Genomic DNA, 15,422 nt, shown 5'->3' with positions numbered 1-15,422 from the left:
GCCGTACCAGAATGCCCAGAAACATGACTCCCCCTCATGTTCAAACCCGCTGGTCCACCCGGTTACTAACGCGTACGAAACATGAGCACTCCTCATGTTGAGCGTTATCGAATCGTTATAATACCAGGTGGTGTTACTGACGAGTACGACATGCCGGGGCTGCGCTTCGCGATGTCGATCAAGCCCGGTAGAGTTTGGACGGTCGTACCATCAAGCGCGAGTGGCGAAATTGGCAGACGCGCCAGATTTAGGTTCTGGTGTCCACGGACGTAGGGGTTCAAGTCCCCTCTCGCGCACCACTCGAGCACGTATTTGCGTCAAATCTGACGCAAATACGTGCTCGATCACCTACTCTTTCCCTCCGGCCCGCTCGCAGCCGCCCCTAGCGTGGCGCACATGCGCCGAAAGCCCCCTCGCAGCACACATTTAGGTCAGAAATGACGCTCCGGCGTGTTCGAGTGAACTTCGCCCAGTTCTCTACCACGTACATTCGGCGCAACTGAGCCATATGCGTGCACGAGGGCTTCCTCCGACACGCGGGCATTGCACGGTTGAGCCACACCAAACGATTGCCAGACAGCGTCGAGGACCCCGATCGAATCGGTCCGCTACCTCACCTACGAGGCCGCCATGACAGCCGAAGGGCAAGCTCCCCATGCCTTACGACGTCTCGGTCGCCAAACTGCATGCCGCCGACATGGGCCGCGACATGTGGCTGCGAGGCAACGCAGATCCTCGGCGGCAACGGACTTGTCACCAGCCTCCCCAAAGCGTTGCTTCCGAGACACCATCGTCTGCTCAATCACGGGCGGAACCATGCAGGTCCTCGGGAACAACGTCGCACACCAGCTATTCGGAGAGAGGCTAAAAAGTCGGGTCGTCCGCTCGTGTGCCGGAAAGCTTGTTTCGCGATTCGGCGATCCATGCCGCGATCTGTGTCCGTGAGGTGAATCCCAGCTTCGTGAGGAGATGCTCGACATGGCGTTCTGCGGTGCGCGGCGAGATCACCAGGCGAGCGGCGATCTCCCGGTTGGTCAGCCCTTCGGCGACTAGTTCGGCGACCTCACCCTCGCGTTTGGTCGGTTTGCCACCGGTGGTGGACGTCGGCGTTGTCGAGACGCGTTCACCGAGCGCGTAGGCGATGGCGTCGTCGAAACTGAGTGCGGCGCCCTGTCGGCGAGCCGCCGCGAAGCTCTGCTCACTCATCAGTCGTCGGGTTTTGCGTTCGCATTCGTCCTGGTAGACGCGCAGGTTCGGGAAGAGTACAAGGGGGCTCCCCACCGACTGGCCGAGCTGCTCTGCGGCCGCTGTCAACACGACCGCTCGCTGAGCATCGTTTCTGTCGGCGGCGATCCATGCCAAGGCTTGTAGGCACTGGGTCGCGTTCAGGCGGTCTCGGACTCTGCGGCCTGCATCCAGTGCCTGCCCGAGTTGTCGAGTTGCTCGGGTGTGATCACCTTGCCGCCACACCACAATGGCCCGCGCCCACAGCGTGTACGACCGAAAGCTTGATTCTCCGCGCTCCTCGGTAATCGCGAGCGCGCGCTCGTAGCATTCGATTGACCTCTCCGTGTTCTCGAGCAGCGCGTACGTGAACCCCAAGACCCCCAAGGCCATGAGCTGGAATAAGGGGACGCCTCGTTCGGCATGCACCTGGGCGTACCCCTGGACGGCTTTCTCGAGATGCGGGCGTGCGTCGGCAGGATTCCCACGGAACAGCGAGAGAAGTCCGGCGGCGAGATCGACGTGTGCGCGGGTTAAAAGGTCGGTCGTCTGCTCAGTGAGTGCTCGCCCCTCGCGCATGGGAGCGGCCATCGCATCGACGTCGCCCTGTATTCCGGCCAGATAGACGCCCAGGCACAGCGCCGCGGCCCGGTCGACGGTCGCCGGCCCCGTCTGGCATGCCAGAAAACGGTCCAACCAGCGCCGCCCCTCAGTGAGCGAACCGTGAGAGTGCCAGAAGGGGAAGAGAGCAATCGCGATACGAATTCCGGCTTCGGGACTGTCGGAGAGGCTGAATTCCATCGCCTGCCGCAGATTCGGTAGCTCCCGGCCGAACCTGGTTATCCACTCGAGCTCCCGGGAACTGAGCCAGTCGGCTTCCGCATCCAGCGCGAACTGCTCATACCAGTCTCGATGGCAGCGGCGAAGTTCACGGTACTCGCCGGTCTCCTCAGCCTTCTCGAGGCCGTAGTCGCGGACGGTCTCGAGCATCCCGAACCGTACCGCGGCACCCGACTCCTGCCGTGTCAGAATCGACTTGTCGACGAGGAATGCCACCGTGTCCAGGAAATCCTCTGCCGCAAGGCCATCACCCCCGACATATTGCGCGGCCTCGAGTTCGAAGCTGCCAGCGAACACCGACAGCCGAGCCCACACGCGTTGTTCGGCCGAGGTGCACAGGTCGTAGCTCCAGTCGATACACATACGCAACGTCTGCTGCCGCGACGGGGCGCTCCTGCTGCCGCGGGTCAGCAATGCGAACCGATCGGTCAACCGCTGCAGGATCTGTTCGGGCGACATCGCCCGCAACCGGGCCGTCGCCAACTCGATCGGCAACGGCAACCCATCCAGCCGCTGACAGATTCGGGCGATGGTGGCCTTGTTGTCCTCGGTGAGCTCGAACCCCGCGACAGCTGCGGCAGCCCGTTCGGAGAACAGTGTCATCGCGTCGCTACGGGGTAGGCGCCCTGGCAGCCGATCGGGATCGGGGACAGCGAGCGGGGGAATAGGCAGTACCGCTTCCCCGCCCAGGCCGATCGGCTCGCGACTTGTCGCGAGAATCCGCAGACCAGCACACGCGAGAAGCAGGGATTCGGCGAGCTTCGCCATCGCTGCCACCATCTGCTCGCAATTATCCAGCACAAGCAACAATTTCCGAGGGGTGAGGAAGTCGACTAGCGCCTCGTGCAGCGGCCTTGCCGACCGGTCTCGCACCCCCAGTGCGGCCGCCACGACACCTTCCAACAGCGACTCGTCATGCAGCTCACCCAACTCCACAAAAGTGACGCCGTCGGGGAAACCACGTTGCATATTGGTGGCGATCCGGATCGCCAGCCGCGTCTTGCCCACTCCGCCGATCCCGGTCAACGTCACCAACCGCGAGGTCGACAACAAGTGCTTCGCCTGGATGAGCTCCGCGCGACGGTCGACGAAACTGGTCAACTCCAGCGGGAGCCTACCGGTTCGGCCCGAATCCGAAGGCGTCTCCGACGGCCGACGCGCGTGCGACGCGTGCTCTTGGGCGATGGACTTCGCGATTCCGGCTGCTTGCTCTGCTTCGGATGTCGTGTACAGAGCCATCTCATCGACCGGGAAACCATGGCGACGTTGTAATGCCTGGAGTTGTTCTCCCAGTTCCGCAGCAGAGGGGCGCCCCACCGGGTCACTGGACATGGCACTTTCGATGATGGTGCTGGCATCGTCGGAAATGCCGTGATCACGCGCGGCCGGGACGGGCTCGGCGGTAATCCTGAGGAACTGGGCCACCAACTGCTCGCCGCTGCGTCGTTCGAACGCGGCGTGACCGGTGACCGCGGCGAACAACGTCGCACCCAGGCCGTAGACATCCGTCGCGGGACTCGGTGGCTCGCCAGCCACCACCTCTGGAGCAGTGAACGCCGGTGTACCGGTCAAGATCCCGGTAGCGGTGACGAACCCGCCCTCGATATGGGCGATTCCGAAGTCCGTCAGCGCTGGCTCGCCGTAGTCGTTGAAGAGGATATTTGCCGGCTTGACGTCACGATGGAGCACTCCGAGCCGATGCGCGGTTTCCAATGCGCCGGCCATCTTCACCCCGAGCCGCAGCGCTTCCTGCAGCGTGAGCGGTCCGTTGCGACGGATCCGCGCGTCGAGGGAGCCGTGAGGGTAGTACGGCATGACGATGAAGGGACGACCGCTACAGGTTGTGCCGACCTGCAGGACGTTGATGACGTTAGGGTGCCCGGTCAGCCTTCCCGCTGCGCGCTGTTCACGAAAGAAGCGCGCCTGATTGTCCTCGTCGAGATCGGCGGTGAGCACCTTGACCGCCACGATGCGGTCCAGCGAGCCCTGCGTGCAGCGGTAGACAGCGCCGAAACCGCCACGGCCGACCTCCTCGGCGTGATCGAAGCCGGCCGTCGCGAGTTCCGCCACGACCGAACCGGACACGTCGCGTTGCGTCGGGAATGGATCGACGTCGCTCATCGACTACACCGATTCGTCCCGTCCAGGCCACGGCCGACAGGCGCCACTATTACCTCTCGATGATGTACCTCAAGAGTAACGCCGGTCGCCCCGGGCGGAGCCCGACATAGAGACCGGGCGAGGACCGTTGCGTCCGGTAGTCGCATCGATCAACCAGACCCTCGAGGCCCAGCTCGACCTCGAACGCCACGGCGGTCGCACCCACCGCCTGGAATCACTCATCTCGTCGGGGTCAACACCGGGCCTCCAGTTCCTGTCGATGGTCATAGGTTGTTGCCGAGCAGGACGCGACGCACGTGGTGGAGGTGTTCGCGCATCGCGTCACGGGCAGCTTGTGGGTCTCGTTTGCGGACAGCCACGAGGACGGCTTCGACACTGCGCGTAGCTCGCGGTCTATCTTCGGGGGCCGATTGCCCGCAACGGTTCGGTCCATTCGAATCGGCGTTGAACGGTTCTCGACATATCGCCGTACGGCGTCAGTGCACCGCCACCGGTGGCGCCGGTCGCCAGCGACGCCCGCCTTGCACCGCCTGTTGCGCTTCGCGGATGAGCTGCAGGCGGGGCGGCGGGCCATCGGTGCGGCCGGTGGGCGGCCTCCGATTGCCTGCCCGGAATGGTGTCGGCCATTGCGCGGCATCACCGCGGTAGCCCTGTTCGGCCGCCGCGTGCAGCGTCCACTGCGGATCCCACAGATGTGCACGACCGATGGCGACCAAGTCGGCGCGGCCCGCGAGCAACACCGAATTGACGTCGTCATATGAGGAGATCGCTCCGACCGCGATCACCGCGACCCCCTGTGGCACGCCGACTTCCTGACGGATGCGGTCGGCGAACGGCGTCTGGTAACTGCGCCCATAAGCGGGCTTCTCGTGCTTGACCACTTGGCCCGAGGACACGTGCAGCAGGTCGACACCGTGTTCAGCGAAGGCGCGCGCGATCGCGACGGCGTCGTCGAGAGTATTGCCGCCCTCGGCCCAGTCCGTAGCCGAGATGCGCACCGATAGCGGCCGGTCGGCCGGCCACACCTGCCGAATCGCGTCGAAGACCCGCAGCGGGAACCGCATCCGGTTCTCCAGTGAACCGCCGAACTCATCGACGCGGTGATTGGCCAGCGGCGACAGGAACGACGACAACAGGTACCCGTGCGCACAGTGCAGCTCCAGCACATCGAACCCGGCCCGAGCCGCAGCCTGTGCGGACTCGACGAATCGCGCGGTGATCTCGTCCATCTCGGTGCGGGTGAGCGCGCGCGGGGTGCGGCTGTCCGGCCCGTACGGTATCGCCGACGGACCGAATATTTCCCATCCGCCGGTGTCGAGGGGATCGTCGATTCCCTCCCACATGACCTTGGTCGCGCCCTTGCGACCGGAGTGCCCGAGCTGGACACCGATCTTCGCGCGGGTATCGGCGTGGACGAAGTCCACGATGCGAGCCCAGGCTTTCTCCTGCTCCGCAGTGTAAAGACCGGCGCATCCCGGCGTGATACGCCCCTCGGGCGACACACACACCATTTCCGTCATGACCAGCCCCGCGCCGCCGAGCGCCTTGCTGCCCAGATGAACCAGATGGAAGTCGCTGGGAACGCCGTCGACCGCGGAGTACATATCCATCGGCGAGACCAGGATGCGGTTGGGTATCTCGACATCCTTGAGCTTCAAGGGATAGAACATCGGAGGGCGAGGTACCTCGTTGGCGGTGTCGGTCTGGGCCGACAAGTACCAGCCGTCGATCGCTTCGACGAAATCGTCATCGCGCATTCGCAGGTTGTTGTAGGTGATGCGGCGGCTGCGCGTGAGCAGGTTGAACGCGAACTGGTCAGGGTGTTGATCGGTGTACTGCCCGATCGATTCGAACCACTCCAGACTGGCCTGCGCGGCACGCTGCAGCGACTCGACCACCGGACGCCGCTCCGCCTCATAGGCTTCCAGTCCCGCTGCCACCGAAACGTTCTCGTGCAGACACGCGGCCAGGGCCAGCGCATCCTCCATCGCCAGCTTGGTGCCGGACCCGATGGAGAAGTGCGCGGTGTGCGCCGCGTCACCCATGAGGACGATATTGCCGTTACGCCAGCGCTTGTTACGAACAGTTCGGAAGGTGATCCAGCGCGAATTGTTGCCCAGCAGGGCGTGCCCGTCGAGTTCCTCGGCGAAGATCTCCCGCAGCACAGCGATCGACTGCTCATCGTTCTCGCCGGGAGCGAAATCACCGGCGGCGAATTCCTGGAATCCGGCCCGCTGCCACACAGATTCGTGCATCTCGACGATGAAGGTGCTCCCGGCCGCGCCGTAGGGGTAGCCGTGCACCTGCATCACTCCGTGCGGCGTGTGCTTGACAAAGAACTCGAACGCCTCGAAAACCCGATCCGTCGCCAACCAGATGTACTTGTTGTGCCGATGATCCAGCGAGGGCTCGAAAACGTCCGCATAGCGATCGCGCACGGCGGAGTTGATACCGTCCGAGGCCAGCACGAGGTCATACGTGGCCGCGAGCTCGCCGACGTCCGGTGCGGGCTGGCGGAAATGAACGGTCACTCCCAGCTCGAGGCACCGTTCCTGCAGAATCTGCAACAGCTGTTTGCGGCTCATGGCGGCGAAACCCTGGCCGCCCGAGGTCCGAACCTCACCGCGGTAGCTGATATCGATGTCGCTCCAGCGGGCAAACCGCTCGCTCATCCGGTTGTAGACCACCTCATCGGCGTGCTCGATGCCGCCGAGAGTCTCGTCCGAGAACACCACTCCGAAACCAAAGGTGTCATCGGGAGCATTGCGCTCCCAGACCGTGACCTCATGGGCCGGGTCCAATTGTTTCATCAAGGCGGAGAAATACAGACCCGCAGGTCCACCGCCAATCACAGCGATACGCATGAGTGCCTCACACTTCCAGGATCGGGGTCGGTTGCAACGCAATTGTTTTCGTGTCGGCGCCAGCAGTTTCCGGCGCGGATTCCCCGCCCAATGCGGCGGCGGTGTCGGTGGGCCAGGGACGGGCGCCGCCCTGGGAGTCCGGCGCGTACACCGCGGTCAGCGCACCGCGCGCCGCGACGGTCCGGGCAACGGCGTCATCCAGCCCGTGCTCAGCGGCGATCCGTCGGATCACGAAGTCGTACCGGACCGAAGAGCGCCCGATCTTGCCGACGGTCAATTCGATCGACGCGGTGTCGCCGAACCACAGCCTGTCGAGATAGTCCACTTCATAGCGAACCCGCGGGATAGTGCCGAACAACCAGCGCAGGCCCCGCGCTTCCAGTAACGCGGCTTCGGCCGCCTCCACCCAGCGGATGACGGTGCTGTGGTGGTAGTGCCCGGCGGCGTCGGTATCCTGCCAGTCGACGAGCCGTTCGACGATGACCGCGGTCATTCGGCTGCGCCCCAGCGTTCCGCGATCTTGGACCGCTGTAATTTCCCACTAGGGTTGCGCGGCAGACTGTCGACGAACTCGACACTGCGTGGGTATTTGTACGGCGCCACAGTGTGTTTGACGAAGTCCTGCAATTCCTGGACCTTCCCCGCATCGCCGGCAACACCGGCGCGCAGGACCACGGCGGCGTGCACGATCGTGCCGCGGGCGTCGTCCGGGATGCCGATCACGCCGCACTCGACGACGTCCGGATGCCGATCGAGGGCGCCCTCGACCTCCGCGGGGCCGATGTTGTAGCCAGCGGAGACGATCATGTCGTCATTGCGGGCGTGGTACCAGAAGTAGCCGTCCGCATCGCGGGTACAGGTATCGCCGGTCAGATTCCACCCGTTGCGGACATACGTGTGCTGGCGCGGATCGGCGAGGTACCGGCATCCGGTCGGGCCTTTGACCGCCAGCCGGCCCGGCGTACCGTCCGGGACGGGTCGGCCGTCGTCGTCTTGGAGCTCGACCCGGAAGCCGGGCACGGCGCGACCGGTCGCGCCAGGCCGGATGTCGTCGTCGGCCGCGGAGACGAAGACGTGCAACAACTCGGTTGCTCCGATGCCGTCGACAAGCTTGATGCCGGTTCGCTCCAGGAACCTGGTGAAAACGAACTCGGGTAGGTGCTCACCGGCCGAGACGCAGCGTCGCAGGGACGCCAGCCGGTCCAAGTCCGCGCGTTCGAGCAGCGCCCGGTAAGCGGTCGGCGCGGTGAAGAGCACTGTCACCGAGAACTTCTCCACAGCATCGACGAGCGCGTCCGGATCGAACTTCTCGAGCAGCACGACCGATGCCCCCACTCGCAGCGGAAAGATCACCAACGCACCGAGACCGAAGGTAAAGGCCAGCGGGGGTGTACCGGTGAAAACATCGTCCGGCCGCGGTGCGACCACCTGCGCGGAAAAGGTGTCGGCGATGGCGAGCACATCCCGGTGGAAGTGCATCGTCACCTTCGGCACACCGGTCGTTCCTGAAGTCGGCGCGAGCAGTACGACATCGTCGGCGGCGGTCCCGATATCCTGATACACAACGGATTTCGTGCTCGTCCGGACGGTCAGGTCGTCCGCGGCCGCACCGCCGACAGGGACAACCATCAGTGATGGATCCGCGGCGGACAGGTCGTCGAGCAACCGGCTGTCGCACAGCGCGACCGCAGGGCGGGTCAGCTCGATCAGTTTCGACAGTTCCACCGCCCGCAACAGCGGCATCGTCGTCACTACGACCCCGCCCGCTTTGACGACTCCGAACCAGCACGCCACCAGCCAAGGGGTGCTGGGCGAGCGCAGCAGAACCCGGTTGCCGGGAATCAGGCCGAAATCGGTGGTCAGCACGTGCGCGATCTGATTCGCCCGGTCGAGGAGATCACCATAGGTCCAGGTCTCGTCACCGGTGGCCAGGCACATGCGATCGCGCCCGAGGCGGCTGACCGCGCTATCGAGCAGAGCGCTCGCGCAGTTCAGCCGATCGGGATAGCTCAGCTCGGGCAGGTCGACGACGAACTCGGGCCAGTCCGCCTCAGGCGGAAGATTGTCCCGACAGAACGTGTCGGTATGCGCTGAAGGTGTGAGCATCGGATTCGAACCTTCCGGGAGGCCGCCTATTGGATATTACGGCCTTATTGTTTACTGTTGACGATCGCAATATTGATGACAGAAATCCGGCGGTGCGGCCGCACCGCACCTCGCCGGGGACCGTCATTCACGCATTCCCAGCACCCACGGCGGCCACAGCCTGGATCTCGATCAGCGCCTCCGGCTGCCACAACGAGGTGACGCCGATACCGGCCATCGCTGGATACTCGACACCCGCCAATTCCCGCCAAATCCGACCGATCTCTTTGCCATTGGCCTGGTAGTCGGGGATATCCAGCAGGTAGATCGTGACACTGAGCAGATCCTCCGGTCGACCTCCGGCGGCATCCAGCGCCGTGAGCACGTTCGTGAACGACTGCCGGAACTGGGCAACGATCCCACCCTCCACGATCTTGCCTTCGGCCGTAAGCGCCGTCTGCCCGGCGAGATGAACCACCTCGCCATAGCGCGTCGCGTGGGCGAACCCGGACGGTTTCGCCAACTCGGCCGGATTTACTCGCTGAACAGGCATAGCACTTCCTCTCGGACGGGACTCGCAGGGTCCGCGAGCCGAATTTCTGGACACCGCGGCTCCCACCACAGTATGGTCTTAGTATTACTGTCGTCAAGATTAAGAGATATATGCTGTGTAACCTCTTCTCCGGTCCCACTTACCCGGAGATCCGATACCCCTCGGGAGCGCCCTGCGATGCGATTGCGAACAGTTCTCACAGCCGATAACGAGAGCCGTGCAGAAGTCGGCGTCGACGGCCGGTGGCATCGGACCGACAGTGCCGACGTAGGAGCTCTGCTCACCACCTCGGACTGGCGCGACCGGGTCTGCTCCGATCGGCTCGAACCTGCCGACTTCGAGCAGTGGGCACCGGTTGTCACCGCGCCTCGCAAAATCCTGTGCTGCGGCCACAACTATCGCGCTCACATCGCCGAGATGGACCGCCCCGAACCCGCGTTCCCGACATTGTTCGCCAAGTTCGCCGACACCCTCACCGCATGGGACGCCGAGATCACGCTGCCCGGCCCCGCCGAGGCGGTGGGCCTCGATTGGGAGGCCGAACTGGCGGTCGTCGTCGGAGCCACGCTGCGGCACGCGGACCGCGAAACAGCCCAGGCGGGCATCGCCGGTTACACCGTCGCCAATGACTTCTCCGTGCGCACCTGGCAGCGCCGGACGCCGCAGTGGCTACAGGGCAAGGCCTTCGACGCCACCACACCGCTGGGTCCCGAACTGGTCACACCGGACGAAGTGGATCCGAGCACCGGACTGCGGATCGTCTGCCGCGTCAACGGCGTGCAGGAGCAGATCGGTTCCACCGACGATCTGCTGTTCGATCCGGCGGCGCTGCTGTCCTACATCTCCGAGTTCACCGCGCTGCGCCCCGGGGACCTGGTCCTGACCGGAACTCCCGGCGGCGTCGGCACAGCGGCCGAACCGCCCCGCTTCCTCCGCCCGGGCGACATCGTCGAAACGGAGATCGAGGGAATCGGCGTGCTGCGCAACCGCATCGTCCGGTAACCCACCCATCCCGTTCAGCGGGCCAGAAAGGAAACAGAAGATGTCCAGCGAAATCCTCGATACCACTGCCGTACCGGTAGTGACCAAGGCCGGCGAAGAAGACACCGAGACCGCTCAGTCGGGCGGCTGCGTGCGCGTGTCCGGCGTCGGCCCGCAGCACACCCCCGCCACCAAGATCTGGTACGGCAAGGTGACCAATGCGCCTGGCTATCGCTCGCTCCCCCACCACCACGGCGAGGCAGAGACCGGTGGCTACGTCCTCACCGGCATCGCCCGAATCTACTTCGGCGAGAACTACCAGGAATACATCGACATGAAGGCCGGGGACTTCGTTTTCGTGCCGCCCTTCATGCCGCACGTCGAGGTGAATATGAGCACCACCGAGGAGTTGATCTGGCTGACCACACGGACCCCGGACAACATCGTCGTCAATCTGCCCGACGTGGACGACTCGATCCTCGTCGGCTACCGACGCGTCTAGGACCATCGGGCACCCGCCGGTCCCCCGCTTACGGCGAACACCCGCGGGTGCGCCACCAGCACCCTCACCGCTCGACATCGAGCTGCTCACTGATCGGCTACTCATGGCGATCTTCAGCCACCTACGGGGCTGCGGCGCTGACGAGTCCCGGTTCCGCGCTGACCGCGCTGCGCATCGCATCGCATCGCATCGATGTGGCATCGCCGCGCGGGTATGCTGATCGGGCTCGTTATGCTCGAATCACGCACCACCCCAACTGTTCTGGACGTATTGGGCCCGCTGGTGCGTGGGCCGGTCGGCGTGCCACCGGAAGATGCGGGGACTCGACGACATCGGCATTGGACACGAGCTCGCCTCGACCGCGCTCACCCCCTGCCCCCACGGTCGGTGGGCAGGGGGTTCCTCGACGAGCACTACACCGAGAGCCTTGCTCATACTCGTCCCGACCTGACAGCACGCGTCGTGGCACGTCGGTTCGGCCCGATCTTGCGTCTGCAGGTGCGCGAACGAGTTGCGCACCCTCACCATCTGCTCGAAGAGAATCATTCCGGGCAAGGTCGGATTGCACTGCCGTCGCGACACCGTCATGAACCGGCTGCGCCCCGCATCGAGAAGCTGACCGGTATGACGGTCGCTGGTCGCGACGCATTCGTTGAGTTGTCACTCGCGCTGTCGGTGCACGCCAACGCCGACGATCCCGGGTGATGGTGACCGTCCCACGACAGCCACCGCTACCCAGGTCGCCGACCATGACCATCGGTCAGAAGTCTCGGATCATCCCTTCCTGGGCCACCGTGGCCAGGTGACGACGATCGCGGGTGAAGAACCGTCCCGTGGCCAGACCGCGTCCGTTTTCCACGGCCACCGCCTCCTGGACGTAGAGCAGCCACTCTCCAACCTCTCCTGCACGGTGGAACCACATCGCGTGGTCGAGGCTGGCAGTAACCAGCGACGGCTTGGCCCATGAGAGGTCGAGTACTCGCAGGATCGGCTCGAGGATCGTGTAGTCGCAGACGTAGGCCAGCGCGGCCAGATCCCGCTGCGCGTCCGTCAACCCGTCGACTGGACGCAATGGGTCGAACGGCTTTACCCACACCGCCTGGTGCGGGATACGCTTTCCCTCGACTGCCAGGTACACCGGACCAGGTACATGACGCATGTCGAAGCTGCGACCACCGGACCAGTAGGCCTTCGATTCAGCGGTCATCGCCCCACCGCTGCGGTCGGTGAGGTAATCCGCCGCGCTCGGCAGATCCTCGGGATCGGGAACGGCAATGGTCAGATCCGCCGCGAATGTCTCGCTCGGCTCGCCTGCGGCGAAGTTGGTCAGGCATACATAGACCGGCTTGCCGTTCTGATAGCCGCGCACCTGCCGGGTGCTGTAACCGCGGCCGTCGCGCAACACCTCGACCTCGTAGCGGACGCTCGCGCCGATGTCGACCGGGCGCAGAAAGTAGCTGTGCATCGAGTGCAGCGTCTTGCCATCCGTCACCGATCGCATGGCCGCCGCGGCGGCCGGGGCCACCAGATCACCGCCGTACGCCTTGGGCCAGGGACAGGGCTGCGTGGTAGCGGTGAAGGCGAGGTCGAAGTGCTCGGGCTCGGCCGACGATAGGGTGATCGCCGCCGTGAAGATGGCTGATGTCGACATCGTTCGTGTCATCGACGATCCGTCCAATCGCGTGGCTGGTGCTTGGAGGGGTCGGGTTTCATAGATCGGCTCCATCCGTTCCGGTGTTTGGTGCGCACACGGGACACCCTGTTATATACCGCATTAGTTACCATCGTCAATATCTGTCAATATTGCGACCGGCTCCGCGGACCGCACGTAGCCATGTCGAACAACCCGATCCACACAAGACCCCGGCCCGGTCGCCCGCCTCCGCGGAGTCGGAACACTGGAAACAGCCGGCCTAGTGGAACTAGGTTTCGATCGCTTCGTGGACAAAGATGCCAGCGTTCTTGATGCCCCGCGGAGGGCGCGACGTTCATTAGAGTTCTTCCTGGAACTTCAGAGCAGTCTTTATGACGCACTGTCGACGATCGTCGAATATAGTCAATAGATGAGTTCCGCTCGCTGTACCCGCCTGTACCTGTCAGGACTGCATCAGGCGTACGGCCCGCGCGCGGTAGGCCGTGGATCAGGGCCGTCCGGCCTCGACGATCTTCTCGGCGAGAAGGGTCGGGTTGCTGAGCATCACCTCGTGGCTGCCGGGAATCTGAACGAGCCGGTACATCCCGAGGCGGCTGGACATGCGCGGGTGCCAGGCCCACTCCCCGGGCGGGAGGGCGATGTCCTCGGTGCCGTTCAGGTAGGACCTCGGCGTCTCGAGAGCGTAGAACCGGGTCAGATCGAGCTTGTCCACGAACGGTTGGAACGGCTCCGACGACAATTGCGCGTACGTACTCTTGGCGGTGTCGAGATCGACGTCCTGGATGAACGCCTCCCGCCAGATCGGGAAAGGCATTGTCACGGTGTTGTCGTCGGACTCAGCCGCCAACTTCGTGAACAGGGCGCGGTAGTGCGGGGGAACCTCGTCGAGCAGGGAGTTGCCCGGCTGGGGCACGAACGCGTTCCAGAAGATCAGTCTGCTGATCAGCTCAGGGATCTCCTCCGCGACCCTGGCGATCACGGTGCCGCCGAAGGAATGGCCGAGCAGGACGATGTCAGTGAGGCCCTCGCCGTTGACAAAGTCGACGATCGAGGCCACGCAGTCATCGTGCTCCACCGCCTTGTCGACGCCCTTTCCGTGCCCCGCGATCGTCGGGCCGTACGCGGTGTGGCCCAACTCTTCGAGTCTGTCGATCACCGGTTTCCACAGTGCGCCGTCGTGCCACGATCCGTGAACCAGGACGAAGGTGGTCATGCAAGCTCCTCGCCTTATGTGCGAGCCCCTTGGGGTCCGCAGGTGCCGCGGACCGGTCTCGCTGTCTTGTCGCGCCACCGTAGAACGGCACGATCTTGTGCTCCGGCCCCAATACGCGGAAACTAGCCACAGGACGCAGGTGAGAAAGATGCAGATGCCGACTCGGGCGCGGACGCTCCTCGATACACGTGATCTCGTTGAGGCGCAGACCCGCGTCGCGGCCAGCTACTGCCCGCACGAGCTCACCGTGATCCGCCGGCCGGTGGAGTTCCATGCGGTGCAGACGGAGGCCCTTCTCGGCGAGGTCGCACTTCACCAACTGTCCTACGGCGCCGACGTCGAGGTCGAACCGACGCCGCTCGGGAACTGGGTCCTGGTCTCCTCGCCCCTGCGTGGTGCTCTGACGATCAGGTCAGGGCGGACGGAGCGGACGCTGACCGTCGGCGACTCGGTGGCTATCGACCCGTATCGCCCGTTCTCCCTGAGCTGGGAGGCAGGCTGCCGACTGCAGACCGTCAGGCTGCCCCGTCACCTCGTGGACGAGGCCGGAGAGTCGGCCGGACTGGCGTCCGGCGGTACCGTCAGATTCGGACTGGGAGGACCGTTGACGCCGGCGGCCGCGCGCAGCTGGCTCGCCGTCGTCGCCTTGCTTCGGCACGAGGCAACCGAACAGGGCCAGTTCACCCGCTCCCCGCTGCTGACGTCGCAGCTCACCCGGATGCTGGCCGCGACGCTCGTGGGCACCCATCCCGTGGTCGACGCCGACGAAGGAGGTCTGCCCGGCAGCGTACTGCCACGGGGACTACGCAAAGTGATGGAACTCGTCGAGCGGGAACCCGAAGCCGAACTGTCGGTGGCGGTGCTGGCGGCGGCCGCCTCCCTGAGTCCGCGCACCCTTCAGGAGGGGTTCCGACGGCATCTGGACATCACGCCGATGGAGTTCGTCCGCGACGTCCGGATGGCACGCGCGCACGAGGCGCTAGCGCAGGCCGACCCGCACAGCGGAACGAACGTGGCGCAGATCGCCTACGAGTGGGGCTTTTGTAACCTGGGCCGTTTCGCCCGCGACTATCAGCGCCGCTACGGTCAGCTGCCGTCGACGACGCTGCGGACCTGAGCCGTCATAGCAGCGGCGGGCCAGCAGAGGTCCTCGGGTCTCCCAGGATCTTCCGGTCCGTGTCCAGCTCTCGGGGCCTCGAGCTGAGGCCCTGGCAGCTTGTGACGCCTGCCGGGACGAGCCCGCTGCGCGCTCCGCCACACAGTGCTGACCCAGTTATCGTCTTACGCCGATTCCGTCTCTCAACGCCGTCGAGGTCCAGTGTCCAAAGTGTCCACACTCAGACGTAAAGATCCGAAGACACCTCGCAGCTGCAAACCGGCACGCA

The 15,422-nt window shown here is 64.7% G+C and carries 11 protein-coding genes and 1 tRNA gene; 4 read left to right on the top strand and 8 right to left on the bottom strand.

All coding sequences use genetic code 11. The features are described from left to right. The first annotated feature begins 214 nt into the window (after nt 1-214). A tRNA-Leu gene (locus ACIBG0_RS35300) sits at nt 215-299 on the top strand. A 565-nt stretch (nt 300-864) separates the two neighbouring features. On the opposite strand, the gene ACIBG0_RS35295 is transcribed toward ACIBG0_RS35300, so the two are convergent. The 6 genes from ACIBG0_RS35295 to ACIBG0_RS35270 form a co-directional block, all read right to left on the bottom strand. Next, entirely contained in the window at nt 865-4,185 is a 3,321-nt protein-coding gene (locus ACIBG0_RS35295) for a protein kinase (protein ID WP_397038721.1), read from the bottom strand. 263 nt (nt 4,186-4,448) lie between these two features. Next, nucleotides 4,449-4,649: an FCD domain-containing protein gene (locus ACIBG0_RS35290; RefSeq protein ID WP_397038895.1), complete on the bottom strand. Its 201-nt coding sequence runs from the start codon at nt 4,647-4,649 to the stop codon at nt 4,449-4,451. 12 nt (nt 4,650-4,661) lie between these two features. After that, nucleotides 4,662-7,049, bottom strand: a complete 2,388-nt coding sequence (locus ACIBG0_RS35285; RefSeq protein WP_397038719.1) for a bifunctional salicylyl-CoA 5-hydroxylase/oxidoreductase — start codon at nt 7,047-7,049, stop codon at nt 4,662-4,664. 7 nt (nt 7,050-7,056) lie between these two features. Then, nucleotides 7,057-7,542 carry an acyl-CoA thioesterase gene (locus tag ACIBG0_RS35280; RefSeq protein WP_397038717.1) on the bottom strand — a complete coding sequence of 162 codons (486 nt, stop codon included), beginning with the start codon at nt 7,540-7,542 and terminating at the stop codon, nt 7,057-7,059. Then, nucleotides 7,539-9,155 carry an AMP-binding protein gene (locus ACIBG0_RS35275; RefSeq protein ID WP_397038715.1) on the bottom strand — a complete coding sequence of 539 codons (1,617 nt, stop codon included), beginning with the start codon at nt 9,153-9,155 and terminating at the stop codon, nt 7,539-7,541. The genes ACIBG0_RS35280 and ACIBG0_RS35275 overlap by 4 nt, the downstream gene beginning before the upstream one ends. Nucleotides 9,156-9,282: 127 nt before the next feature. Then, the gene (locus ACIBG0_RS35270) at nt 9,283-9,687 is read right to left on the bottom strand and encodes a RidA family protein (RefSeq protein WP_397038713.1); all 405 of its coding nucleotides are present in this window, start codon (nt 9,685-9,687) and stop codon (nt 9,283-9,285) included. Nucleotides 9,688-9,864: 177 nt separating this feature from the next. Between ACIBG0_RS35270 and ACIBG0_RS35265 the strand changes: the two genes are divergently transcribed. Further along, on the top strand, nt 9,865-10,689 hold the full coding sequence (locus ACIBG0_RS35265; RefSeq protein WP_397038711.1) for a fumarylacetoacetate hydrolase family protein: 825 nt from the start codon (nt 9,865-9,867) through the stop codon (nt 10,687-10,689). Between the two features lie 40 nt (nt 10,690-10,729). Continuing rightward, the gene (locus ACIBG0_RS35260; RefSeq protein ID WP_397038709.1) at nt 10,730-11,170 is read left to right on the top strand and encodes a cupin domain-containing protein; all 441 of its coding nucleotides are present in this window, start codon (nt 10,730-10,732) and stop codon (nt 11,168-11,170) included. 760 nt (nt 11,171-11,930) lie between these two features. Here the strand turns inward: ACIBG0_RS35260 and ACIBG0_RS35255 are convergent. Both ACIBG0_RS35255 and ACIBG0_RS35250 read right to left on the bottom strand, forming a co-directional pair. Beyond that, nucleotides 11,931-12,833, bottom strand: a complete 903-nt coding sequence (locus ACIBG0_RS35255) for an acyl-CoA thioesterase (RefSeq protein ID WP_397038707.1) — start codon at nt 12,831-12,833, stop codon at nt 11,931-11,933. Nucleotides 12,834-13,311: 478 nt separating this feature from the next. Then, the gene (locus ACIBG0_RS35250; protein WP_397038705.1) at nt 13,312-14,037 is read right to left on the bottom strand and encodes an alpha/beta fold hydrolase; all 726 of its coding nucleotides are present in this window, start codon (nt 14,035-14,037) and stop codon (nt 13,312-13,314) included. Nucleotides 14,038-14,185: 148 nt separating this feature from the next. Between ACIBG0_RS35250 and ACIBG0_RS35245 the strand changes: the two genes are divergently transcribed. Continuing rightward, nucleotides 14,186-15,154, top strand: coding sequence for an AraC family transcriptional regulator (locus ACIBG0_RS35245; protein ID WP_397038703.1), 969 nt, complete (start codon nt 14,186-14,188; stop codon nt 15,152-15,154). Nucleotides 15,155-15,422 lie beyond the last annotated feature (268 nt).

This window comes from Nocardia sp. NPDC050630 (genome assembly GCF_044457245.1).
Taxonomy (GTDB): Bacteria; Actinomycetota; Actinomycetes; order Mycobacteriales; family Mycobacteriaceae; genus Nocardia.
This window is presented reverse-complemented; position numbering and strand designations above follow the sequence as displayed.